This window comes from Aeromicrobium sp. Leaf289 (assembly GCF_001423335.1).
GTDB lineage: Bacteria > Actinomycetota > Actinomycetes > Propionibacteriales > Nocardioidaceae > Aeromicrobium.
Map to the genome: position 1 here is coordinate 1403826 of NZ_LMNK01000002.1, position 24321 is coordinate 1428146.

Consider the following 24321-nt stretch of genomic DNA (forward strand, 5'->3'; position numbering starts at 1 on the left):
TCCTCGATCGACCCCGTGGCTGCTTCGGCGGCTGCGGGGTCGTTCGTCTTCCACCCTGCGACTGCGTCGCTCTCGGCCGGCGTCGACCTGCGGGTGCGCTGCTCCGGCCGGGTCTCGGCTCGGCCTCCGAAAGGCCTCGACCGGACAGAGGGGTGCGGCGCGGCCGAACCTGCGGGCACACCCGGGTCATCGGTGGATCCTCAACCGCAGGAGTGCTGCTGTGGTTGAGGATCCACCGATGACCCGGTTCCCGCGTACCCATCGGTGTCTCAGCAACTGCAGCGCGCGATCTGCGGTTGAGGATCCACCGATGGTGGGCTCGGAAGCCGGGTCGAGCGCGCTGGGGGCCGTCCGGTCGAGGCTCTTTCGGAGACCACGCAGGGTCGGAGTGGAGGCAGCGCAGCCGCAGGCAGACGGACGTGTGACCAACAGAACATGAGGAAACCCTCGGAATAAACTTGAGGATCCTCTCACGTTTTGCGACGATGGTGCTTCCACCCATCTGCCGCAGCGAGGTAATTCGACGTGACCACCACCCCCACGACGCCGACGACCACGAGCACCGCCACCACCGGAGGCCGCCGCGAGGCGCTGGTCGACCGTCTGCGGGGTGGGCAGCGCTACGCCGTCGTCGCCGGGGGACAGGGCGAGGCCTGGCTCGACGCGCTCGCCACCCTGGTCCGCGACTTCGCGCTGGAGGCGGACCTGACGTCCGTCGTCGATCGCGCCGAGCGCACCCTCGAGCCGGTGGCCGGTGAGCTCCTGCGCACCGGGGCCACGGTCACGCCGCTCGCGTGGGTCGACGCCCTGGCCGTCGGTGAGTCCGCCGAGGACGACGAGGCGCCCAGCCTTCCCTCGGCCGTCGACCAGCAGGTCCCGGCCGTGTCCGTCCCCGGCATCCTGCTCACCCAGCTCGCCGGGCTGGCGGCCCTGCGCCGCCAGGGACTCGACGTCACCGCGACCCCGCCGGTCGCGTCCGCCGGGCACTCGCAGGGTTCCCTCGCGCTGGAGGCGTTGGCAGGCGCCGACCCGGCCGAGCTCTACGCGTACGCCCGTCTGGCCGGTGCGGCAGCCCACGTCGTGGGTCGCCGCCGCGGCCTGCTCGGAGCCACGATGCTCAGCGTCACGGGGGAGAGCCCCGCGCGCGTGGCGGAGGCGCTCTCGACGCTCCCCGCCTCGGCCGACGTGGTCACGCACCTGCGCAACGGACGTCGTTCCGTGGTGCTGTCGGGTCCTGAGGAGGGTCTGCGCCGTGCCGTGACGCTCATGGACGAGGTGGCCGCCGCCCAGAAGGACGAGCGTGCACGCAAGGTCACCGGAGGCGCGGCGTTCAAGCCCGTCGTCGAGCCCGTGGCCGCGCAGCTCGCCTTCCACCACCCTGCGCTCTCCGAGGCCGCCGACCTCGCCGCCACCTGGGCGGCCACCTGCGGACTCGACCCCGAGCAGGCTCGCACGCTCACGCGGCGTGCCGTCGTCGAGCCGGTCGACTGGGTCGCCGAGGTCGAGCGCGTGCTCGACGCCGGTGCCGAGTGGCTGCTCGACGTCGGTCCCGGCGACCTGGCCGCGCGCCTGAGCGCCGCCGAGGCGAAGGTCCGGGGCGCCGGCGTGGTCTCCGTCGCCACGCGCCGCGGCCACCGCGAGCTGACGGTGCCCGGCGCGGCTCCCCGTCGCAGCCGTCCTTGGTCGTCCTACGCCCCCACCGCCGCCACGCTGCCCGACGGCAGCCTGCGCGTCGAGACCGCGTTCACGCGTCTGACCGGTCGCTCGCCCGTGCTGCTGGCCGGCATGACGCCCACGACCGTCGACGCCGCCATCGTGGCCGCGGCCGCGAACGCCGGCTACTGGGCCGAGCTCGCCGGCGGCGGCCAGGTGAGCGAGCAGATCTTCACCGAGCGGATGGCCGAGCTCGACGACCTCCTCGACGAGGGCCGCACGTTCCAGTTCAACTCCCTCTTCCTCGACCCCTACCTGTGGAAGCTGCAGCTCGGTGGTCAGCGTCTGGTGCAGAAGGCCCGGGCCGCCGGGTCGCCCATCGACTCCGTGATCGTCACCGCCGGCATCCCCGAGCTCGACGAGGCCGTCGCGCTCGTCGAGGAGCTGGCCGAGGTCGGCATCGAGTACGTCGTGTTCAAGCCGGGCACCGTGGCGCAGATCCGCCAGGTGCTCGCCATCGCCGACAAGGTCGCGCCTCGCTCGATCATCGTGCAGATCGAGGGCGGCAAGGCCGGCGGTCACCACTCGTGGGAGGACCTCGACGACCTGCTCGTCGCCACGTACGCCCAGCTCCGCGCCCACGACAACGTGGTCGTCTGCGTCGGCGGCGGCATCGGCACCCCCGAGGTGGCTGCGGCCTACCTGACCGGTGAGTGGGCCCGTGCCCACGGCCACCCCGTCATGCCGCTGGACGGCGTCCTCGTCGGCACCGCGGCGATGGCGACCCTCGAGGCCACCACCTCGCCCGCGGTCAAGCAGCTCCTCGTCGACACCCCCGGGACGCCCGCGTGGGTCGGGGCGGGTGCGGCTGACGGGGGCATGTCCTCGGGCCGCAGCCAGCTCGGCGCCGACATCCACGAGATCGACAACACCGCGTCGCGCACCGGACGGCTGCTCGACGAGGTCGCCGGCGACGCCGACGCCGTCGCAGCCCGCCGCGACGAGATCGTCGAGGCCCTCGACCGCACCGCCAAGCCGTACTTCGGCGACGTCGCGACCATGACGTACGGTGCGTGGCTCGACCGCTTCGCCGCGCTCACCACCGATCATGCGGCACCCACCGGACACGACGACGAGGGCGGCTCCGCCTGGCTCGACGTGACGCTGCGCGACCGCTTCCACGCGATGCTGCAGCGCGCCGAGGCGCGCCTGGTCGACGTCGACCACGGCCCCGTCGCCACCCTGTTCGCGACGCCCGCCGACGTCGAGGACGCCACCGCCGCACTCACCGCACTTCGCGAGGCCCACCCGGCCGCCGACGACGTCGTGCTGCACCCGGCCGACGTCCCCTTCTTCGTGCAGGTGTGCCGTCGTCCGGGCAAGCCCGTGCCGTTCGTGCCCGTCGTCGACGCCGACGTGCGCCGCTGGTGGCGCTCGGACTCCCTGTGGCAGGCCCACGACCCGCGCTTCGCCGCCGACGAGGTCTGCGTCATCCCCGGCACCGTCTCGGTCGCGGGCATCACCCGCGTGGACGAGCCGGTGGCCGACCTGCTGAGCCGCTTCGAGGACGCCGCGGTCGACGCGGTGCTCGCCTCGGGTGCCGCACCGCTCGAGGTCGTCGGCCTGCGCCGCGCCGACGGCGCCACCGGCGCCGTGTCCCTCGTGCTCGCCTCGCCCGACGCCGTGTGGGCCGGGCGCGCCGTGCGCAACCCGGTGCACCGCCTCGGGACCCCGGCCTCGTCGTCGACGGGCTGGGTCAGCGTCGCCCCCGAGCGCGCCGAGCACCCCGAGACGGGTGCCGTCCTGACCGGATCGGGCCACGCCGCCGAGCTCGTCGTGCCGCTGGACCGTGGCGGCCGGACGCTCACGCTCACCTTCGACGTCACCGACGGCGTGGCCACCGGTGGCGCGCCCGTGATCTCCACGAGCACCGCCGCCGCCGCGATGCTCGACCTCCTCACCGCCGCCGCGGGCGGCTCGCTCCCGTCGGTCTCCGAGGGAGCCGCGACGCTCAGTGCTCCGTGGAGCGACGACCTCGCTGCCGACCACGCCGGTGTCACCGCCGGCGAGACCGCCGCGTTCGTGCCCGACGCACTCGTGGGCCTCGCCTGGCCTGCCGTCTTCGCCGTCATCGGCGCCAGCCGTACCGAGGCGGGAGACCCCGTCGTCGAGGGCATGCTCGACCTGGTGCACCTCGACCACGCGATCGACGTGACCCGCACGCCGGTCGACGGCACCGAGCTCACCCTCCGCGCCGCCGTCCGCTCCGTTCGCGCCACCGACCTCGGTCGTGTCGTCACGGTCGACGTCACCGCCACGGACGCCGACGGCACCGTGGCCACGCTGGTCGAGCGCTTCTGCGTGCGGGGCCGTCCCGGCTCGGCCGACGCCGGCGAGCCCGTCCGTGCGGGTGGCCGTCTGGGCGACGCCGAGGTGCACCCGACGCCGCGCCGCACCCGCGCCGAGGGCACGGTGGTCACCCCCACCGACCTGCGCGCGTTCGCCTCCGTCTCGGGCGACCACAACCCCATCCACACGAGCGTGGCCGCAGCCCGTCTGGCGGGTCTCGGCGAGCCGATCGCCCACGGCATGTGGCTGTCCGCCGCCGCGCAGCGCGTGGTGGCCGACGCCACGGGTCGCACGCTGCTCGGCTGGACCACCCGCTGGCTCAGCCCCCTGGCCCCCGGTGCGGCCGTCTCGGTGAAGGCCGAGCGCACCGCCCTGGTCGACGGCGACGAGGTCGTCGAGGTCACCTGCCGCGCCGGTGGTGAGCTCGTCATGGCCGCCACGGCCCGGGTGGCCGCACCGCGCACGGCCTACGCCTTCCCCGGTCAGGGCATCCAGCACCCGGGCATGGGCATGGCCGGCTACCAGCGGTCCAAGGCCGCCCGCGCCGTGTGGGACCGTGCCGACGCGCACACCCGCAGCGCGCTCGGCTTCTCGATCCTCACGGTCGTGCGCGACAACCCGACCGTGCTCGTCGCCCACGGCACCACCCACAAGCACCCCGACGGCGTGCTGTTCCTGACCCAGTTCACGCAGGTGGCCATGGCGGTGCTCGGCGCCGCCCAGATGGCCGAGCTGCGCGAGTCCGGCGCGTTCGTCGAGGGCTCCGTGCTGGCCGGTCACTCGGTCGGTGAGTACAACGCACTCGCGGCCGTGTCGGGTGTCATCCCGCTCGAGGCCGTCGTGGAGGTCGTGTTCCAGCGCGGCTCCGTCATGCACACGCTCGTCCCCCGCGACGAGCACGGCCGCAGCGACTACCGCCTGGCCGCCATCCGTCCGTCGCAGATCGGCCTGGCCGACGACGAGGTCACCGCCTACGTCGACGGCGTCGCCGAGCGCAGCGGGCAGTTCCTGCAGATCGTCAACTACAACCTGCGCGGCTCGCAGTACGCCATCGCCGGCACCGTGCGCGGTCTCGAGGTCCTCGAGGAGGACATCGCCGAGCGTCGCGCACGCTTCGGTGGCAAGGCCGCCTTCATCCTGGTGCCCGGCATCGACGTGCCGTTCCACTCCCGCGTGCTGCACGGCGGCGTCCCGGACTTCCGGGCCCGCCTGGAGGAGCTGCTGCCGGCCGAGATCGATCCGACGATCCTCGAGGGTCGGTACGTGCCGAACCTCGTGCCGCGGCCGTTCTCGCTCGGCCAGGGCTTCGTGCAGGAGATCGCCGATCTCGTCGGTGAGTCCCCGTTGGACGCCGTGCTGTCCGACTTCGACACCTGGGCCGCCCGCCCGCAGGCGCTGTGCCGCACGCTGCTCGTCGAGCTCCTGGCCTGGCAGTTCGCCAGCCCGGTGCGCTGGATCGAGACGCAGGACCTGATGTTCGCGTCGGTCGAGAACGGTGGCCTCGGGGTCGAGCGCTTCGTCGAGATCGGCGTGGGCCAGTCGCCCACCGTCGCCAACCTCGCGTCGTCCACGATCAGGCTCCCGGCCGTCCAGTCGACGCTCGGCGAGCGTGGCGTGGAGGTCGTGAACGTCGAGCGGGACGCCGCCGCGGTGTTCGCGACCGACGAGGACCCCGCGCCCATCGAGGACGACGTCGTGGACGAGGCGCCCGCCGCCGAGTCCGCCGCGACGACGGCCGCCCCGGCGCCCGCCGCGGCCCCGGTGTCCTCCGGCGGTCCGCGTCCGGCCGACCTCGGCTTCGACGCCGCCGACGGCACCCGCACGCTGATCGCCTGGTGGACCAAGCTGCGCCCCGAGCAGATCGGTGCTGCCGACTCCATCGAGTCGCTCTGCGACGGTGCGTCGTCGCGCCGCAACCAGCTGCTGGTCGACCTCGGCGGCGAGCTGTCGCTCGGCGCCATCGACGGCGCTGCCGATGCCGACGTGCCCACGCTCTCGGCCCAGGTCAAGGGCCTGGCCCGCAGCTACAAGCCGTTCGGTCCGGTGCTCTCCGCGACCTTCGCCGACCACCTCAAGAAGGTGCTCGGCCCCACGGGTCGCAAGCAGTCGGCCGTCGCCGACCGCGTCACCGACGTCTGGCAGCTCGGCGCGGGCTGGGCGAGCCACGTGCTGGCCGAGCTGGCGCTCTCGACGCGTGACGGTGCCAGCGTGCGCGGGGGAGACCTCGCCACGATCCCGGTGCCGTCCAACGGCGCCGAGGTCGACGCGGCCGTCGACGCCGCCGTCCAGGCCGTGGCCGCGCGCCACGGCGTGAGCGTGGACCTGCCGTCCGCCGGTGGCTCCGACGCCACCGTCGACGCCGCCGCGCTCGCCGAGATCACCGGCGAGATCACCGGACCCGACGGTGTGCTCGCCAGCACCGCCCGTCACCTGCTCGCGCAGCTGGGGCTCGCCGCCGACGTCCCGTCGACCGAGACCGACGAGGACGCCCAGCGTGTGCTCGACCGGGTCGAGGCCGAGCTCGGCTCCGACTGGGTCGACGCGGTCGCGCCGGCGTTCGACGAGCGCCGTGCCGTGCTGGTCGACGACCGCTGGGCCAGCGCCCGTGAGGATCTCGCGCGCATCGCGCTGGGCCAGACCGCGCCCGGCGGGGGTTCCGGGCCGTGGGCGGAGAAGGAGATCGACCTGACCGGCAGCGGCGAGGTCGTGGCGTCGCAGGCCCGTTGGTGGGCCGGACGCACCGACGACGCCGCGCTGAGGGCCCGCCTCGAGCAGATCGCCGAGGCCGCCCTCGACACCACGCCCGGCACCTGGAGCGACGACGTCGCCGTCGTCACCGGCGCCAGCCGAGGCTCGATCGCCGCCTCGGTCGTCGGTGAGCTCCTCGCCGGTGGCGCCACGGTCGTGGCCACCACGTCGAGCCTCGACAGCCGCAAGGTCGGGTTCTACCGCGAGCTCTACCGGACGCACGCCCGTGCCGGTGCCCGCCTCTGGGTGGTCCCGGCCAACATGGCCTCGTTCGCCGACGTCGACGCGCTCTCGTCGTGGATCGTCACCGAGCAGGCCCGCACGGTCGGCAGCACCAAGACCGTGACCAAGCCGGCGCTCGTGCCCACGCTGCTCGTGCCGTTCGCGGCCGGGCGCGTGATGGGCGACCTGTCCGACGCAGGCAGCCGCACCGAGGTCGAGGCCCGCATCCTGCTGTGGTCGGTGGAGCGCCTCGTCGGTGCCCTCGCCACCACGGGCCGCGACCACGACCTGGCGTCCCGCCTGCACGTGCTGCTTCCGGGCTCGCCCAACCGCGGCATGTTCGGCGGCGACGGCGCGTACGGCGAGGCCAAGGCCGCGCTCGATGCCGTCGTCACCAAGTGGGGTGCCGAGAAGAGCTGGTCGGACCGCGTGACGCTGACCCACGCCATCATCGGCTGGGTCCGCGGCACCGGCCTCATGGGCGGCAACGACCCGCTCGTGCAGGCCGTCGAGTCCGCCGGTGTCCGCACCTGGAGCCCCGACGAGATGGCCGACGCGCTGCTCACCCAGGGTTGCACGACCGCGCTGCGCGAGCAGGCGTCCGTCGCCCCGGTCGAGCTGGACCTGACCGGCGGACTGGGCGAGGCCGATCTCGACCTGCGCGCGCTGGCCGAGGGCGTGGAGCGCCCGACGGTCGAGGAGGACGACGAGACGCCCACCGTGGCGGCCCTCGCGCCGTCGCCGGCGCAGCTGCCCGACGCCGCCACCCCGGCGTGGGGCGAGGTCACCGCGCGCCCCGAGGACATGGTCGTCATCGTCGGCACCGGCGAGCTGGGCCCGTACGGCTCGGCCCGCACGCGCTTCGAGATGGAGGTGCACGACGAGCTGTCCGCGGCCGGCGTGCTCGAGCTGGCCTGGAACACCGGCCTGATCATGTGGGACGACGTCAACCAGGGCTGGTACGACGTCGAGTCGAACGAGCCGGTCGACGAGGCCGACGTGCACGAGCGGTACCACGACGCCGTGGTCGCACGGTGCGGCATCCGCACCTACGGCGACGACGGCTCGATGGTCGACAACACGGCGCCGCTGCTCACGTCGGTGTACCTCGACGACGACCTGACGTTCTCGGTCGGCAGCGAGTCCGAGGCCCGCGCCATGGTGGCCGCCGATCCCGAGCGCACCAGCATCACGTCGTCGCCCGACGGCGAGTGGACCGTCACCCGCAAGGCCGGCACCGAGATCCGCGTGCCGCGCCGCATGGAGCTGAGCCGCACCATCGGCGGTCAGATCCCGACCGGCTTCGACCCCTCCGCCTGGGGCGTCCCGGCGGAGATGCTGGAGTCCATCGACCGCGTCGCGATCTGGAACCTCGTGTGCACCGTCGACGCGTTCCTCTCGAGCGGCTTCACGCCGGCCGAGCTGATGCGCTGGGTGCACCCGGCGTTCGTCGCCAACACGCAGGGCACCGGCATGGGCGGCATGGCCTCCATGCACGCGCTGTACATCAACACCCTGCTGGGGGAGAACAACCCCAACGACATCCTGCAGGAGGCGCTGCCCAACGTCATCGCCGCGCACGTCGTGCAGTCCTACGTCGGCAGCTACGGCGCGATGATCCACCCGGTCGCCGCGTGCGCCACCACGGCGGTCTCCGTCGAGGAGGGCGTCGACAAGATCAAGGTCGGCAAGGCCGAGTTCGTGGTGGCCGGTGGCTTCGACGACCTCAGCACCGAGGGCATCATCGGCTTCGCGGACATGTCCGCGACGGCCGACTCGGGCGCGATGCTCGCCAAGGGCATCGACCCGCGTCGGGTGAGCCGGGCCAACGACCGTCGTCGCGGCGGGTTCGTGGAGTCCCAGGGCGGCGGCACGCTGCTGCTGGCCCGCGGTGACGTCGCGGCCCGCATGGGCCTGCCGGTCCACGGCGTGGTCGCCTACGCCGGGTCGTTCGCGGACGGCGTGCACACGTCGATCCCGGCGCCCGGGATCGGTGCCCTGGCCGCGGCCATCGGGGGGCGCGAGTCGCAGCTGGCCCGCTCGCTGACGGTGCTCGGCCTCGACGCCGACGACATCGGTGTCGTGAGCAAGCACGACACGTCGACGGACGCCAACGACCCGAACGAGTCCGAGCTGCACGAGCGGCTCGCGGCGGCGATCGGTCGCAGCGCCGGCAACCCGCTGTTCGTGGTGTCGCAGAAGACGCTCACCGGCCACGCGAAGGGTGGTGCCGCGGCATTCCAGCTGATCGGTCTCACCCAGGTGCTGGCCGGCGGGATGCTGCCGCCGAACCGCAGCCTCGACTGCGTCGACGACGTGCTCGCCGAGCACGAGCACCTGGTCTGGCTGCGCGAGCCGCTCGCCGGTGCGACGCTCAAGGCCGGCCTGGTCACGAGCCTCGGCTTCGGCCACGTGGCGGGGCTCATCGCCCTGGCGCACCCGGAGGCGTTCGTGCAGGCGCTGCCCGAGGCCGAGCGCGAGGACTACGTCGCACGGTCGCGCGAGCGGGTCGTGGCCGGCCGGATGCGCCTGGCGCAGGTGATGGTCGGCGCGGCCACCGCGTACGAGCGTCCCGCGGGACGTCGGCTCGGCAAGGAGGGCGTGCGGGGCCGGGAGGCGTCGGTGCTGCTCGACCCGCAGGCGCGTCTGGGCGACGACGACGTGTACGTCGCCACGGCCTGCTCGTGACCCCTGGCGGGGGTGCCGGGCCGCGGGCGGCAGACGGCGCCGGCGGGGCTGCCGGCGCGCCGTCTCCCGGGACGGTCGAGAGGACCGTGCTGGGAGTCGGCGTCGACCTGGTCCACGTGCCGTCGTTCGTCGACCAGCTCGCCCTCCCCGGCACACGCTTCGCCGGGGTGTTCACCCCGGGGGAGCGGCGCGACGCGGCCGAGCGCGCGGCGCAGGTCGGTCGTGGGCAGCACGGTGGTGGCGAGGGTCGCCACCTCGCGGCGCGCTGGGCGGCCAAGGAGGCCTTCGTGAAGGCCTGGTCGGCCTCGATCTTCGGCGAGCCGCCGGTCATGGGCGACGAGGTGCTGGGGCTCGTCGAGGTGGTGTGCGACGCGTGGGGCCGCCCCCGTCTGCGTCTGCACGGGGAGGTCGCGGAGCACCTGCCCGGTGTGGAGGCGCACGTGAGCCTCAGCCACGACGGTGACCACGCCCTCGCCTACGTCGTGCTGGCGGAGGGTGCGCGTCGCTAGGGTCGTCCCATGACCACCGAGGACCGTGGCGACCGTCGTTGGCCACGCAGCGTGTACGGCGTCGGCGAGGAGCCCGATCCGCGTTTCTCGCTCGCGAACGAGCGCACGTTCCTCGCCTGGATCCGTACCTCGTTGGCCCTGCTCGCCGGGGCGGTGGCCGTGCACGTGCTCGATCTCGAGCTGCCCGACCTCGTGGTGGCCCTGACGTCGACCGGGCTCGCGATCGCCGGTGCGCTGTGCGCCGCGCATGCCTGGCGGAGCTGGGCGCGTACCGAGCGCGCGGTGCGCCAAGGTCGGCCGCTGCCCTCCAACGGGGTCGGACTCCTGCTCGTCGGCGCGGTGGTCGTGGCCTGCGTGGTCCTGGTCGTGCTGGCGGTGCCCGGGTGAGTCCTCCGCGGGCGGTTCCGCAGGAGCGGACCTGGCTCGCCTGGCGCCGCACGGCCGCGTCGTGCGTGGTCCTGGGCCTGCTGGTGGCACGGGTCGCCTGGATCGAGGGGACGGCCCTGACCGTGGTCTCGGCCGTGCTCGTGCTCGCGATGGTCGGGTGGGTCGGCGCTCTGGTGCTCCGGGGTCGAGGAACGTCGTCGAGCGGCGGCGAGGTGTCGATCGAGCTCGTCGGCGACGGCCGGGTGCCGGCGAGCGTGGCCGCGCTGGCGTTCGCGGTCGCGGCGGTCGTGGTGCTGCTGGCCTGGTCCTGAGCCGCGCTCAGCGGGCGTCGGGCTCCGACGACAGCAGGTACGCGGCGAGCAGACGCTTGAGCTCGATGACCGCCTCGGCGTGGCTCTGGCCGTCGCGCACCGAGAAGTTGAGCATCGAGTAGCTGACGTGGAGGAGCACCTCGGCCATGATCCGGCGACGTTCGCGGGGGGTGCCGGGCGTCAGGGGGGCGAGGAAGCGGGCCACGGCGGCAGCGAGCTCGCGCTCGGTGACGGCAGCGGTCGCTCGGGTGGCCGGGGTCGACTGCACGGCGAGCCACACAGCCCGCCGCGACGGGTCGTCGGCCCACAGCCGGGCCACGTGGTCGATCATCCGGTCGAGGAAGCGCAGCCAGTCCAGCGACGGGATCATCTCCGAGAAGCTGGTCAGCTCCTCGTGCACGGCCACGGCGTCCTGCCGGTCGAGCTCGCACACGATCACGTACTTGTTCGCGAAGTACTGGTAGAGGGTCCCGGTGGGGAGCCCGGCCCGCTGCGAGACCTCCTCGCAGGTGAACGACTCGAAGCCGACGTCGAGCAGGAGGTCGCGCGACGTGCGCAGCAGCAGCTCGAACTTCGCCCGGCTGCGGTCCTGCGTCGGGCGACGTCGGGGCTCGAGGATCTCCGCGGTCACGCGGCCCACCCTAGGGGACGGGCGCCGCCCTGCACGCCACTTCGGGGCTCGACCTACTGGTGGGTCACCTCACGGGGACGACCGACCGGTCGCCGCCCCGTGAGGTGGTCAGGCGCGCAGACCGGCCTGGATGAGCGGCTCGATCAGGTCGCCGATGCCGTCGAAGCCCGCGCCGAGCGTCTGTCCGTGCGCGTGCCGGTAGTGGATCCCCTCGAGGATCACGGCCAGCTTGAAGAACGCGAGCGCCAGGTGGAAGTCGATGTCGGAGACGTCGCGTCCGGACCGTTCGGCGTACCGGCGCAGCACCTCCTCGCGCGGGAGGTAGCCCGGCGCCTTCGCGGCGTCGGTGACCATGGCGGAACCCGGGCCGTCGGCCGCGCTCTCGGCGAGCTGCTGGTAGGCCAGCAGGATCGCGACGTCGGTGAGCGGGTCGCCCAGCGTGCTCATCTCCCAGTCGAGGACGGCCGTCAGGCGGTCGCCACCCTCGGGGCCGGTGTCGACGAGCACGTTGTCGAGGCGGTAGTCACCGTGCACGATCGTGCCCTCGCTGGTCTGCGGGATCGACGAGTCGAGCCGGGCGATGAGGTCGTCCATGCCGGGCAGGTCGCGACTGCGGGAGGCGTCGAGCTGCTTCTTCCAGCGACGGACCTGCCGCTCCAGGTAGCCGTCGGGTCGACCGAAGTCGCCGAGCCCGACGTCGTCGGGGGAGACGGCGTGCAGGTCGGCGAGCACGTCGACCATCCGCTCGGTGATGGTGCGGGTGCGCTCCTCGCCGATCTCGACCAGCTGGGCGGCGCGGGCGAAGGGTGTGCCGACGACCCGCTCCATCACGTAGAACGGTGCGCCGATGACCGTGTCGTCCTGGCAGAGGCCGTAGGTCGCGGGGACCGGCACGGCGGTGCCCGCCAGCGCGTCGATGACCCGGTGCTCCCGCGTCATGTCGTGCGCCGTGGCGAGCACGTGCCCGAGGGGCGGGCGACGCACGACGACGTCGCGCTCACCGTCGGTGACGGCGTACGTCAGGTTCGACTTGCCGCCGGTGATGAGCGTCGCCTCGAGCGGCCCGGCGAGCAGGCCGGGGGCCTGGTCGTCGAGCCAGCGTCGGAGCGCGTCGAGGTCGAGCCCCTCGGGTCCGGTCACGTGCGATCAGTCCTTCGGTCCGCCGGCGACGTAGATGACCTGGCCGGAGACGAACCCGGCACCCTCGCTCACGAGGAACGAGGCGGTGTGGGCGATGTCGTCGGGCTGGCCCACGCGCTGGACGGGGATCTGCTCGGCGCTGAACTTGATGAAGTCGTCGAACGGGACGCCGATGCGCTCGGCGGTGGCCGCGGTCATGTCGGTCTGGATGAAGCCGGGGGCGATCGCGTTGGCGGTGACGCCGAACTTGCCCAGCTCGATGGCGAGGGTCTTGGTGTAGCCCTGGAGGCCGGCCTTGGCGGCGGAGTAGTTGGCCTGGCCGCGGTTGCCGAGCGCCGAGGTGCTCGAGAGGTTCACGATGCGGCCGAACTTCGCCTCGACCATGTGCTTCTGGGCGGCCTTGACCGTGTTGAAGGAGCCGCGCAGGTGCACCGCCATGACGGCGTCCCAGTCGTCGACGGTCATCTTGAACAGCAGGTTGTCGCGGATGATGCCGGCGTTGTTGACGACCACCGTCGGTCCGCCGAGCTCGGCGGCGATGCGCTCGACCGCGGCGTCCACGGCGGCGGCGTCGGAGACGTCGGCGCCGACGGCGATGGCGGAACCGCCCGCGGCGGTGATGGCGTCGACGGTGCCGGCGCAGGCTCCCTCGTCGAGGTCGACGACGGCGACGGCGAGGCCGTCGGCGGCCAGGCGCTGGGCCACGGCGGCACCGATGCCCTGGGCGGCTCCGGTGACGAGGGCGGTGCGGCGGTTCTCGCTCATGCAGATTCTCCTGAGGTAAGCGCTTGCTTAGGTCTGGGCTCACGGTAGCGCACGGGTGCAGTCGCGGCCAGACCCCTCGGCGCGCTCGCGACCGGCGGGGCGAGGTGGGTCACAAAGATGAGGGATTCCTCGGCTTTGCGGTACAGTTGAGGAAACCCTCACGTTTTCAGGAGATCGCATGACGCAGCTCGACGTGCCCACCGCCCTCGACGCGGGAGCCGACGCAGCAGTCGACAGCGGGCTGGACGCCGGCCGACCGCACCACCGTGACGTCCTCGCGCAGCGACGTCAGGAGCGGACCGCCCGCGTCGAGCCCCGTGGCCGACGTGTGAACACCGCGCGCGAACGCGCGCACCTCCTGGTCGACGAGGGCACGTTCGTGGAGATCTCGCCGTTGCGCACGGCGGGACCTTCCAGCGGCAGCGGTGTCGTCATCGGGTGGGGGCTCGTCGGCGGTCGACCCGTCGTCGTCGCGAGCCACGACGCGGCGGTCGCCTCCGGGGCCATCGGAGCGGTGTTCGCCGAGACGGTCCAGCGCGCCCAGCGCATCGCGATCGACCGTGGCCACCCGATCGTCTACATCAACGACTCCGGCGGAGCGCGGATCCACGACGGCATCCACGCCCTCCACGGCTGCGGCGGCATCTTCGCCAACAACGTCGAGGCCAGCCGCAAGATCCCGCAGATCTCGCTCATCCTCGGCCCCTGCGCGGGCGCCGCGGCCTACTCCCCGGCGCTCACCGACTGGACCATCATGGTCAAGGAGCAGGGCCAGATGTTCCTCACCGGGCCGGAGATCGTCCGGGCCGCGACGGGTGAGGACGCCACCGCCGACGAGATCGGTGGCTCCGGCATGCACACCCGGACCAGCGGTGTCGCCCACCTCGAGGTCGACGACGAGCAGGCTGCGCTCGACGCGGCCCGCGGCATCCTCTCGTTCCTGCCGTCGCACGTCGGCGGTCCCCAGGCCCTCGTCGAGCCGGCGCCCGCTCGGCCCGAGGCCGTCGCGCGTCTGCCGCACGTGGTGCCGGACAAGTCGAGCATCGTCTTCGACATGCACGAGGTGCTCGACGGCGTCCTCGACGACCGTCCCCGGCTCGAGCTCAGCCCGGAGCACGCCCCGAGCGTGCTCACCGTGCTGGCCCACCTCGACGGACGCCCGGTCGGCATCATCGCCAACCAGCCGAAGGCCCGCGGCGGCATCCTCGACGCGAAGGCGTCGGTCAAGGCGTCGCGCTTCGTCGACTTCTGCGCCCGTTACGGCCTGCCCGTCCTGACCTTCGTCGACGTCCCCGGCTTCCTGCCCGGCACGGTCGAGGAGGGTCGCGGCGTGATCACCCAGGGCGCCACGATGCTGCGCGCCTACGTCGAGGCGCAGTCGCCCGTGCTCACCGTGGTGGTGCGCAAGGCCTACGGCGGCGCCTACATCGCCATGGGCTCGCGGTCGCTCGGCGCCGACTTCACCTGGGCGTGGTCGGGCTCGGAGATCGCCGTCATGGGCCCCGGTGGCGCCGTGGCGCTGCTGCACCGTCGCGCCCTCAAGGACGCCGAGGACCCCGACGCCCTCCGCGACGAGCTCGCCGCCGAGTACCGCGAGAACGTCGCCCGGCCCTACCTCGCGGCCGAGGCCGGCATCCTCGACGACGTGATCGTCGCCGAGGAGACCCGCGACCGCATGGTGCAGGCGCTCGGCGTCCTGGCACCGCGCGCCCAGGGGGCTCAGGCGTGAGCGCCCCCGGCACGTCGGCCGCGAAGGCCGACATCGTCTCCAACGTCTGGAAGCTCGTCACCGAGGTGGGAGCCCAGGTGGTCGAGGGCGACGTGCTGGCGGTCCTGGAGTCCATGAAGATGGAGCTGCCGGTGCACGCGCCGGCCACCGGCACGGTCTCCGAGGTGCTCGTGACCGAGGGCCAGATCGTCCAGGAGGGCGACACCCTCGTCGTCATCGAGACGACCGACCAGGGCGTCCCCACCCCGGTCTGAGAGCATCGACGGGTGTCGAACCCGCTTCATGACCCGACCCGGCTCGAGCACGAGCTGCCCATGCGCTGGGCCGATCTCGACGAGCTGAGCCACGTCAACAACGTCGTGTACCTCGACTACGCCTCCGAGGCGCGCGCCGTGCACGTGGCCGCCGGTGAGCTGGCCGACCGCACGGCCCGCTCGATCTCCGTGGAGTTCCTGCGCCCCCTGCTGCTCAGCCGGACGCCGCTGCGGGTGACGTCCACCGACGACGGCAGTCGGCTGGTGCAGGAGATCGCTCCCGCCACCAGCGCGGCGCCCTTCGCGCGGGTCACGTGGTCGGACGCCCCGGCGCCCGACGGCGACGTGCCGGGTGGGGGAGAGGGCTACGACGTGGCGGTCCGGCGCAGTGACGTCGGGACGGGTGACGTCGCCACGCCGATCGCGGTGTTCGAGTACGCCCAGGAGGCGCGCATCGCCTCGGTGGCACGGGTGCGGGGCGCCGGTGGCGCCGGTGGCGCCGCACGCTTCGTGGTCGCCCAGGTCGACCTCACGCTCGGTGAGCCCTTCGCGTGGCAGCGCGAGCCGTACCCGGCCCGGACAGTCGTCACGCGGGTGGGCCGCTCGTCCTTCACGGTCACGACGCTCTTCGACGAGGGGCGGCGCGGACGGGCCGAGGCCGTGCTGGTCGGCTTCGACCTCCAGGCGCAGCGCTCACGCGTCCTCGACGACGACGAGCGCGCCGTGCTGACCGAGCAGCTCAGCCCTCGCTGACCGGTCCTGCGCCGCGTCGAACGGTGGGCGTGAGTCCGGGTGAGGCCTGGTCGGGGGAGGGCTCGTCGGCGGTGTTGACCATGAACGTCGCCGCGTGCTGCACGTAGGCCCAGAACTGGGCGTCCTGCTCGGGCGTGAGCTGCACGGCGTCCAGTCCAGCGCGGAAGTGGTGCAGCCACCGGTCGCGCGCGGCCAGGGTGACGGCGAAGGGGGCGTGCCGCATCCGCAGTCGTGGATGTCCGCGGGTGTTGCTGTACGTGGTGGGCCCGCCCCAGTACTGCTCGAGGAACAGCGTGAACCGCTCCGCCGCGGGGCCGAGGTCCTCCTCGGGGTACATCGGGCGCAGCAGCTCGTCGGTGGCCACGCCCGCGTAGAACACGTCGACGATGCGTTCGATCGTGGCGTGACCGCCGATCTCGTCGTAGAACGAGCTCACTCGGTGGTCCTCTCGAACGGGACCGCCGCCGTGGACGGGATGCGGATGCCGGACTGGTCGAAGCGCCGCTTCACGCGCTGACGCAGGGTGCGGGCCACCAGCCACTGCTGCAGCGGCGCGGTCTTGAGCACGACGCGCACGACCACGCCGTCCTTGTCGAAGCGCTCGACGCCCCACACCTCGGGCTCCTCGATGATCACTCCGGCGAAGCGCTCCTCGTGGTACATCGCCTCCGCCTCCTCGGCCAGGATCGCCTGCACGACGTCGAGGTCGGAGTCGTAGGCGACGGTCACGTCGAGGACCGTGCGGGCCCAGTTCTGGCTCTGGTTGCCGACCCGCAGGATCTCGCCGTTGCGGACGTACCAGACGGTGCCGTTCACGTCGCGCAGCCGCGTGATGCGCAGGCCCACCGCCTCGACGATCCCGCTGGCCTCGCCGAGGTCGACGGAGTCGCCCACGCCGTACTGGTCCTCCAGGATCATCGAGACGCCGGCGAGGTAGTCCTTCACCAACGTCTGGGCGCCGAAGCCGAGCGCGATGCCCACGATGCCGGCGCTGGTGAGCAGCGGCGCGATGGGGACGCCCACGACGTCGAGGATCATGACGAACGCGACACCGGCGATGACCAGGCCGACGATGGAGCCGAGCAGGTCTCCCATCGCCTGGGCCCGCTGCTTGCGCCGCTCGCCCGCGCCGGGGCGCATGTCCGACAGGATGGCGCCGGCCCGGGTGTTCGCGATCGCGCCGGGGACCTGGCCCTCACCCGTCTTCTTGACGATGCGACCGATGGCCCGGCGGGCGACCCAGCGCAGCAGCAGCGCCAGGACGATGATCGCGACGATGCGGGTCCCGCTGGTGGTGAGGGACTCCCACGTCCAGGACTGGGGAAGGTTCACGTCGAGGCCGAGCATGCCTCCAGCCTACGGGCGATACGATGGTGGCCATGAAGGCTCCCGCGCGCATCCTCGCCGTCGTCGTCTCCACGCTCGTGGTGCTCGGCACGACCTCTGCCACCGCCTGGGCCGACTCGCCGGCCTCCGAGGCCTGGCCTGCGGCTCCCGAGCGCAGCACGCTCGAGTGGCTGCTGCTCTTCGGTGGCGGCACCGTCGGCCTCTTCGTGGTCGTGTCGCTCTTCGGTCTGCTCACGGCGCGCAACAACTACGTGCCCCCGGCGCCGTCCACCGACCTCGAGGTGGCACCGGGCAACGAGGCCGCCCACCACTGAGCCCGGCCGGCTCGGTGATTCCCATCAGCTGATGGGAATCACGAACCCACCTGCGTTCTCACCCACTCCCCATGGCGTACCCGCCAGGGGAGTGCGGCGTTCCCATCAGCTGATGGGAATCGCGGAGCGGGGGCACCCGCGCCGACCCGTCACGCAGATTGCCGGGTCGTCCTGGGAATCGCAGGGACGCACGGCTCGCTTCCCGTGCGCGGCTGAGCTCTCCGTGCGTGGTGGGAGATTCCCAGGTCGACCTGGGAATCTCCCGGCCCGCGGTCAGCGGGGGGCGCGGGCGCGCAGGGCGCGGGCGAGGTCGTCGCGACCCTCGCTCACGTAGCGCTTGGCCGCGGCCGAGGCCTCGGTGGAGCCGAGCCACGCGTCGACCGCGTCGAGGGTGGACGGCGCGGGGTTGGCGAGCGGGAACAGGTAGACCAGCGCCACCTGCCCGATCCAGACGCCCTTGTCCTCGATGACCGACTCGGCCATCTCGAGGTAGCGCTGCACGTAGGGCTCCAGCACGTCGCCCTGCCCCGAGACCTGGAACGCCGACGCCGTCTGGCGACGGGTCTCGTTGGGGGTCGACTCGTCGACCACCGCGGCCTGCCAGGCCGCCTCCTTGGCCTCGGCCGTGGGACGGATGGCGCGCGCGGCGGCGGCGCGCTCACGGCCGGAGATGGTGTTGTCGCGCTCCAGCTCGGCAGCGATGTCGGCCTCGTCGGCAGCGCCCAGACGGGCGAGGGCGGTCACGAACGTCCAGCGCAGGTCGGTGTCGACGTCGAGCCCCGGCAGTCCCTCGTCCAGCAGGGCACGCACCTGCTCGGCCGACGTGGTCGCGGCGGCGTAGCCGCGCACGAACGCCAGCTGGTGGTCGCTGCCCGGCTCCGCCGCCTCGAGGAGGGCACGCACGCCGGCCTCCCAGCGCTCGGCGAGCGGCGGTCGGTCCTCGTCGGAGGTGTACAGGTTGACCGCGGACTGGCCCTGGCGCAGCAGCGAGGCGACGGCCGTCAGGTCGGTCTCGGAGCCGACGCCGGCCAGCACGAGGGACACGAAGTCGGCCGACGGCAGCTCGGCGTCGCGCGTCATGTCCCACGCCGAGCCCCAGCAGAGGGCCCGTGGCAGCGATTCGGTGAAGGCCATGTCGTGCTCGACCAGCTGGCCGAACGACTGCTCGTCGAGGCGGATCTTGGCGTAGGTGAGGTCGTCGTCGTTGAGGAGCACGAGGGCCGGCCGACGCAGGCCGACGAGCTCGGGGACCTCGGTGAGCTCGCCCCGCACGTCGGTCTCGATGCGCTCGGTGCGCACGAACCGGCCGTCGACGACGTCGTAGAGGCCGATGGCGATGCGGTGGCGACGCAGCGTGGGGTACTCCTCGATCGCGGTCTGCTCGACGGCGAAGGAGGTGAACGTGCCGTCGTCGCCGGTCTCGAAGCGTGCGCGCAGCGTGTTGACGCCCGACGTCTGCAGCCACTCCGCCGCCCACGAGTCGAGCTCGCGGCCCGAGGCCTCCTGCAGCTCGACGAGGAGGTCCTGCAGCGTGGTGTTGCCGTAGGCGTGCTTGGTGAAGTACGAGCGCAGGCCGGCGAAGAAGTCGTCGACCCCCACCCAGGCCACGAGCTGCTTGAGGCTCGAGGCGCCCTTCGCGTAGGTGATGCCGTCGAAGTTGGCCTCGACCGCGTGCAGGTCGTAGTTGTCGGCGGCGATGGGGTGCGTCGACGGCAGCTGGTCCTGGCGGTAGGCCCAGTTCTTGCGGTTGTTGGTGAAGCCGGTCCACGCGTCGGTGAAGCGGGTGGCCTCGACCGACGAGTGGTGCGCGGCGAACTCGGCGAACGACTCGTTCAGCCAGAGGTCGTCCCACCACTTCATGGTCACGAGATCGCCGAACCACATGTGCGCCATCTCGTGCAGGATCGTGTTGGCCCGCTGCTCGTAGGCGGCGACGGTCTGCCGGCTGCGGAAGATCATCTCGTCGCGGAAGGTCACGCATCCCGCGTTCTCCATCGCGCCCATGTTGTACTCCGGCACGAAGAGCTGGTCGTACTTGCCGAAGGGGTACGCCATCTGGAACGCGTCCTCGAAGAACGCGAAGCCCTGCTTGGTGACGAGCAGGATGTCGTCGGCGTCGAGGTGCTCGACGAGGGACTGGCGGCACCAGACGCCCAGCGGGATCTCGCCGTACTCGCCGACGTAGACGTCCTCGACGCCGTGGTACTCGCCGGCCACGAGGGCGGTGATGTAGGTCGACATGGTCTTGGTGGTCTCGAACACCCGGGTGCTGGCGCCCTCGGAGACCTCGATGGTCTCGGCGACGGGGGAGTTGGACACGACCGCCCAGTGCGACGGGGCCGTGACGCGGAAGTCGAAGGTGGCCTTGAGGTCGGGCTGCTCGAAGGTCGCGAAGACCCGGCGCGCGTCCGGGACCTCGAACTGGGTGTACAGGTACACGCGGTCGTCGACGGGGTCGACGAAGCGGTGCAGGCCCTCGCCGGAGTGGGAGTAGGCGCACGTCGCCTCGACGACCAGCTCGTTCTCGGCCTTCAGGTCGGGCAGCGGGATGCGGCTGTCCGCGTAGGTGGCCGGATCGAGCGAGGTGCCGTTGAGCGTGATGGCGCCGATCTCGGCGCCGACCAGGTCGACGAAGGTCGACGAGCCCGGGACCGCGCCGAACCGCAGGGTCGTGGTGGAGCCGAAGCGCTCCTCGCCCGTGGTGAGGTCGAGCTCGACGACGTAGTGGTCGGTGGAGACGAGGCCTGCGCGCTCGGTCGCTTCTTCACGGGTCAGGTTGGTTCCGGGCATGCCGCCCACTCTATGCACCGCGGAGGACACCGTGGTGCGCGGTCGGCGGCCGGCCGTCCGGGATCAGGCGAGGGTGGCGTCGGCGTACGTGAGTCCACCGGCCTGGTCCAGCCGCAGGTCCACGAAGCCGGCCTCCACGAGCCACCGGCGGACGTCGCCGCGCCGGACCCCGGGGCCGAGCACCCCGACCGCGCGACCGGCGAGGTGGACCGGGACGAACCGCAGGCCGGCGTCGGAGCAGAACACGCTCACGACGATGCGTCCGCCGGGCTTGAGCACCCGGGCCAGCTCGTGCACGGCGGCCTCCGGGTCGGGGAAGCAGTGCAGGCTCGTGAAGGCGAGCACGAGATCGTAGGTGTCGTCGGCGTCGTCGAGGTCCTGCACGTCGGCCTCGCGGGTCCGCACGGCGAGCGGGCCCGCGTCGGGCAGGCCGAGTCGCTCGGCCTCGCGTCGCGTGCGGGCGAGCATGGCGGGGGAGATGTCGGCGGCGACGTACTGCAGCGCCGCGTCCGGTGGGACGTCGCGCAGGGCCACGCCCCCGCCGCAAGGCACGTCGAGGACCGTCGACCCGGGCGGGAGAGCGGTCAGCTCGCGGCGGGCCCGCCGGTGCAGCTCGTCGACGCTCGAGCCGACGCCCACGCGCCACAGGAGCGCACCGAGCCGCGGGTCACCGCTGACCTTGTCGTACACGACCGCCCACGGGTGGTCGGACCGCCAGGCCCCGCTCACGTCGCGCATGCTGGGACGATAAGGCCTCGGCCGTCGTCCTGGGGCAGGATGAGGGGGTGGATCTTCCCTTCGCGCGCTCCGAGCGCTCGTCCGTCGGGATCGAGTGGGAGCTCGCCCTCGTCGACGCCGACTCCGGCGACCTGCGCCAGGTCGCGCAGACGGTGCTCGACGCCGTCGCCCCAGCGGGAGGGGGTCAGCACCCGCTCATCCGTCAGGAGCTGCTCCTCAACACGGTCGAGGTGGTGTCCAGGCCGCGACGGACCGTGGCCGAGGCCGGTGCCGACCTGCAGGAGGCGATCGACGAGATCCGCACCGTGACCGACCCCCTCCGGGTCGAGCTGATGTGCGCCGGCACCCACCCGTTCGCCCGCTGGGACAACCAGAAGGTCACCGACCAGGAGCGCTACGCGACGCTCATCGACCGCACGCAGTGGTGGGGCCGCCAGATGCTGATCTACGGCGTGCACGTGCACGTGGGCATCGAGGACCGCGACAAGGTGCTGCCGATCAGCAACGCGATGCTCGCGTACTACGGACACCTGCAGGCACTCAGCGCGTCCTCGCCGTTCTGGGGCGGCAAGGCCACGGGATACGCCTCCAACCGGGCCCTCATGTTCCAGCAGCTCCCGACGGCGGGGCTGCCGTTCCACTTCCAGGAGTGGTCCGAGCTGGAGCACTACGCGCAGGACCTGACCACGACCGGCGTGATCGACGTCTTCGACGAGATCCGCTGGGACCTGCGTCCGTCCCCGAAGTTCGGGACGCTCGAGGTCCGCGTGTGCGACGGCATCCCCACGATGAGCGAGCTGATGAGCATCTCCGCGCTCACCCACTGCCTGGTCGAGCACTTCTCGAGCGAGCTCGACGCCGGTCACGACCTGCCCGACCTGCCGCCGTGGTTCGCCCAGGAGAACAAGTGGCGGTCCGCGCGGTACGGCATGGACTCCTGGCTCATCCTCGACCAGCACGCGCACGAGGACCTCGTCACGGCCGACCTCGCCCGGCTGCTCGTCACGCTCGAGCCCGTCGCCGAGCGGCTCGGCTGCACCGACGAGCTGGCCGGCATCGACGAGATCGTCCGACGCGGGCCGTCGTACGAGCGCCAGCGCAGGGTCGCCGCCGCGCACGAGGGTCGCCTCGACGCGGTCGTCGCGTCGCTCGTGGAGGAGATGCGCGCCGGTCAGCCCGTGCCGCTCCACGCCCCCTGAGCCGCGGCATCGGAGTACCGCTCCAGCACCAGGTCCACGAGGCGGGTGTCGACCGGACCGTCGTCGAGCAGCGGCCGGGTCACCACGTCGACGTCGGCGTGGGCGATGCGGTCGTGGAAGAAGCCCGGCGCCATCAGCAACGAGGAGACGACGACGCGTCGGTCGACCCCGCCGGCGCGTGCGTCGGCGACCACGTCGTCGAGCGGTCGTCCGGTGCCGCCGACATAGCCGACCGGCACGATCTGGCCGATGGCGGCGCTGAGGTCGCGGGCCACCTCCTCGAAGCAGGCCCTGGCGTGGTCGTCGCTCGAGCCGGCCGACGCCATGACGACGACGTCGTCGTCGCACGTCCCGGCCTCGAGGAGTCGTCGGACGAGCACGGTGACGACACGGCTGTCCGGGGCCAAGGTGGGGGCCGCCGACGCGCCGGGAACGCTCGCCGCACGGGCGATGTCCACCCGAACGTGGAACCCCGGCGCGAGGAGCAGTGGCACGACCACGGCCGGACCTCGAAGCCGCGCCGTCACCGCGTCCGGGGACGGTTCCTGCACGTCGACGAAGGCGTCGAGGACCTCCACGTGCGGCAGCCGCTGCCGGACCGCCTCGACGAGGGCGGCCACCGCCCTGCGGCCCTCGGGGCTCGACGTCCCGTGGGACGTGGCGACGAGCGCAGGTCTCATGTCTCCTCCTCGACCGCGAGGCGGTAGCCGCGCTTGACGACGGTGCGGATGGTCGACCGGCCGACCGCGTCGCGAAGCCGGGCCACGGCCATCTCGGCGGTGTGGGGGTCGCGCGAGTCCCCGGGCAGTACGTCGAGCAGCTGCTCGCGCGTGCAGACGCTGCCGGGCTTCTCGGCCAGGAGCCGCAGCACGGCGAGCCCGCTCGGCGAGACGGGCAGGATCGTGTGGTCCAGGGTGGCGGTCGTGGCGTGCAGGCGGAGCTGTCCGTCCGGCACCTCGATCGCGGCGGCGTCCTCGCCGAGGTGCACGATCAGCTCACGGACGAGGGCGCCGAGGCGCGAGCGCTCCGGCACGAGCGGGCGGAAGCCGCGCGTCATCAGGGGGTCGGCCGTCACGGGTCCGACCGCGGCGAGCGTCAGCCGCCGCGCCGCGACCAGGTGCTGCAACGCGTCGAGACCGTCCTGCCGCTCGACCACCTCGAACCACGCCGAGGCGCCCGGCGCCGAGGTGAAGACGACGGCGTCGAACCCGCCGCAGGTGGCGATGCGGACGGAGCGCTCGACGGCCTCGGGGTCGGGGGGTGGGCCCCACCGGTAGACGACGAGCGTGGTGGTGGTCGCGCCCGCGTCCTGCAACGCCGACTCGATGCCGTCGTCACCGGCCCCGTGGTGCTGCACCGCCACGTGGAGACCCGACACGCCCTCGGTGAGGAGCAGCGTGACGATCTCGGCGGACGTCTCGGACTCCGCGACCCAGTCCGGGGTGAGTCCCGCGGCCTGGAGGGCACCCCGGGCCTTCGGCCCCCGGGCCACGATGCGGGTCTGGCCCAGCGCCTCGACCAGGTCGTGCCCCACGCCCGAGGCCTCTGCGGTGTCCAGCCAGCCACGGAAGCCGATGCCGGTCGTGACGACCAGGACGTCCGGCGGGTCCGCGAGCAGTCGGCGGGTCTCGGCGAGCAGACCGGCCTCGTCGATGTGTGACTCCACGCCGAGCGACGACGCCGTCGTGACCTCGGCCCCCCGCCGTTGCAGGGCGCCGGCGAGCTCCTCGGCCCGGCGCTGGGCGGTGACGAGCACCGCGGTGCCGGCGAGGACGGGTCGAAGGACGTTCACGG

Annotated in this window: 18 protein-coding genes; 9 read left to right on the top strand and 9 right to left on the bottom strand. The window is 72.8% G+C overall.

Annotation, left to right across the window (positions count from 1 at the left end):
• The first annotated feature begins 525 nt into the window (after window positions 1-525).
• From ASF37_RS10860 to ASF37_RS10875, 4 genes are all read left to right on the top strand, one after another.
• Complete coding sequence (locus ASF37_RS10860; protein ID WP_056580335.1) at window positions 526-9660, top strand: type I polyketide synthase; 9135 nt, start codon at window positions 526-528, stop codon at window positions 9658-9660.
• 86 nt (window positions 9661-9746) lie between these two features.
• A complete protein-coding gene (locus ASF37_RS10865; protein ID WP_055964913.1) occupies window positions 9747-10169 on the top strand; it encodes a holo-ACP synthase in 423 nt (140 codons plus the stop codon).
• A 9-nt stretch (window positions 10170-10178) separates the two neighbouring features.
• A complete protein-coding gene (locus tag ASF37_RS10870) occupies window positions 10179-10556 on the top strand; it encodes a YidH family protein (RefSeq protein WP_055964916.1) in 378 nt (125 codons plus the stop codon).
• Window positions 10553-10867, top strand: coding sequence for a DUF202 domain-containing protein (locus ASF37_RS10875; protein WP_056580337.1), 315 nt, complete (start codon window positions 10553-10555; stop codon window positions 10865-10867). The genes ASF37_RS10870 and ASF37_RS10875 overlap by 4 nt, the downstream gene beginning before the upstream one ends.
• A 7-nt stretch (window positions 10868-10874) precedes the next feature.
• Here ASF37_RS10875 and ASF37_RS10880 read toward each other — a convergent pair whose 3' ends face one another.
• From ASF37_RS10880 to ASF37_RS10890, 3 genes are all read right to left on the bottom strand, one after another.
• Window positions 10875-11498: a TetR/AcrR family transcriptional regulator gene (locus ASF37_RS10880; protein WP_056553075.1), complete on the bottom strand. Its 624-nt coding sequence runs from the start codon at window positions 11496-11498 to the stop codon at window positions 10875-10877.
• Window positions 11499-11606: 108 nt separating this feature from the next.
• The gene (locus ASF37_RS10885; protein ID WP_056580338.1) at window positions 11607-12638 is read right to left on the bottom strand and encodes a phosphotransferase family protein; all 1032 of its coding nucleotides are present in this window, start codon (window positions 12636-12638) and stop codon (window positions 11607-11609) included.
• Between the two features lie 6 nt (window positions 12639-12644).
• A complete protein-coding gene (locus tag ASF37_RS10890; RefSeq protein WP_055964923.1) occupies window positions 12645-13403 on the bottom strand; it encodes an SDR family oxidoreductase in 759 nt (252 codons plus the stop codon).
• Between the two features lie 178 nt (window positions 13404-13581).
• Between ASF37_RS10890 and ASF37_RS10895 the strand changes: the two genes are divergently transcribed.
• From ASF37_RS10895 to ASF37_RS17165, 3 genes are read left to right on the top strand one after another with little or no spacing between them, the layout of a single operon-like run.
• Entirely contained in the window at window positions 13582-15132 is a 1551-nt protein-coding gene (locus ASF37_RS10895) for an acyl-CoA carboxylase subunit beta (RefSeq protein WP_082481724.1), read from the top strand.
• Window positions 15129-15386 carry a biotin/lipoyl-binding carrier protein gene (locus ASF37_RS10900; protein ID WP_200914499.1) on the top strand — a complete coding sequence of 86 codons (258 nt, stop codon included), beginning with the start codon at window positions 15129-15131 and terminating at the stop codon, window positions 15384-15386. Before ASF37_RS10895 ends, ASF37_RS10900 begins: the two co-directional genes overlap by 4 nt.
• A 12-nt stretch (window positions 15387-15398) precedes the next feature.
• Complete coding sequence (locus tag ASF37_RS17165) at window positions 15399-16139, top strand: acyl-ACP thioesterase domain-containing protein (RefSeq protein ID WP_056580340.1); 741 nt, start codon at window positions 15399-15401, stop codon at window positions 16137-16139.
• On the opposite strand, the gene ASF37_RS10910 is transcribed toward ASF37_RS17165, so the two are convergent.
• Complete coding sequence (locus ASF37_RS10910) at window positions 16126-16575, bottom strand: globin (RefSeq protein ID WP_056580342.1); 450 nt, start codon at window positions 16573-16575, stop codon at window positions 16126-16128. The genes ASF37_RS17165 and ASF37_RS10910 overlap by 14 nt on opposite strands.
• Window positions 16572-17486, bottom strand: a complete 915-nt coding sequence (locus ASF37_RS10915) for a mechanosensitive ion channel family protein (protein WP_056580344.1) — start codon at window positions 17484-17486, stop codon at window positions 16572-16574. The genes ASF37_RS10910 and ASF37_RS10915 overlap by 4 nt, the downstream gene beginning before the upstream one ends.
• A 32-nt stretch (window positions 17487-17518) precedes the next feature.
• Here ASF37_RS10915 and ASF37_RS10920 point away from each other — a divergent pair, with 32 nt between their 5' ends.
• Complete coding sequence (locus ASF37_RS10920) at window positions 17519-17800, top strand: hypothetical protein (RefSeq protein ID WP_156364703.1); 282 nt, start codon at window positions 17519-17521, stop codon at window positions 17798-17800.
• 273 nt (window positions 17801-18073) lie between these two features.
• Here ASF37_RS10920 and pepN read toward each other — a convergent pair whose 3' ends face one another.
• Window positions 18074-20590: an aminopeptidase N gene (gene pepN, locus ASF37_RS10925; protein ID WP_056580597.1), complete on the bottom strand. Its 2517-nt coding sequence runs from the start codon at window positions 20588-20590 to the stop codon at window positions 18074-18076.
• Between the two features lie 63 nt (window positions 20591-20653).
• Entirely contained in the window at window positions 20654-21328 is a 675-nt protein-coding gene (locus ASF37_RS10930) for a class I SAM-dependent methyltransferase (RefSeq protein ID WP_056553059.1), read from the bottom strand.
• Window positions 21329-21375: 47 nt separating this feature from the next.
• On the opposite strand from ASF37_RS10930, the gene ASF37_RS10935 reads away from it, so the two are divergent.
• Window positions 21376-22527, top strand: a complete 1152-nt coding sequence (locus ASF37_RS10935; RefSeq protein WP_056553057.1) for a glutamate--cysteine ligase — start codon at window positions 21376-21378, stop codon at window positions 22525-22527.
• On the opposite strand, the gene ASF37_RS10940 is transcribed toward ASF37_RS10935, so the two are convergent.
• Together ASF37_RS10940 and ASF37_RS10945 are read right to left on the bottom strand one after the other, a co-directional pair.
• Window positions 22500-23207 carry a sirohydrochlorin chelatase gene (locus tag ASF37_RS10940; protein WP_056580346.1) on the bottom strand — a complete coding sequence of 236 codons (708 nt, stop codon included), beginning with the start codon at window positions 23205-23207 and terminating at the stop codon, window positions 22500-22502. The two genes, ASF37_RS10935 and ASF37_RS10940, sit on opposite strands and share 28 nt — an antisense overlap.
• On the bottom strand, window positions 23204-24319 hold the full coding sequence (locus tag ASF37_RS10945) for a uroporphyrinogen-III synthase (protein WP_235499981.1): 1116 nt from the start codon (window positions 24317-24319) through the stop codon (window positions 23204-23206). Before ASF37_RS10945 ends, ASF37_RS10940 begins: the two co-directional genes overlap by 4 nt.
• Between the last annotated feature and the right edge of the window lie 2 nt (window positions 24320-24321).

Coding starts and splice junctions, on each gene's coding strand:
- ASF37_RS10870 (WP_055964916.1), top strand. CDS start 10,179: ATGACCACCGAGGACCGTGGCGACCGTCGTTGGCCACGCAGCGTGTAC.
- ASF37_RS10890 (WP_055964923.1), bottom strand. CDS start 13,403: ATGAGCGAGAACCGCCGCACCGCCCTCGTCACCGGAGCCGCCCAGGGC.
- ASF37_RS10895 (WP_082481724.1), top strand. CDS start 13,582: ATGACGCAGCTCGACGTGCCCACCGCCCTCGACGCGGGAGCCGACGCA.
- ASF37_RS10915 (WP_056580344.1), bottom strand. CDS start 17,486: ATGCTCGGCCTCGACGTGAACCTTCCCCAGTCCTGGACGTGGGAGTCC.
- ASF37_RS10920 (WP_156364703.1), top strand. CDS start 17,519: ATGAAGGCTCCCGCGCGCATCCTCGCCGTCGTCGTCTCCACGCTCGTG.
- pepN (WP_056580597.1), bottom strand. CDS start 20,590: ATGCCCGGAACCAACCTGACCCGTGAAGAAGCGACCGAGCGCGCAGGC.
- ASF37_RS10930 (WP_056553059.1), bottom strand. CDS start 21,328: ATGCGCGACGTGAGCGGGGCCTGGCGGTCCGACCACCCGTGGGCGGTC.
- ASF37_RS10940 (WP_056580346.1), bottom strand. CDS start 23,207: ATGAGACCTGCGCTCGTCGCCACGTCCCACGGGACGTCGAGCCCCGAG.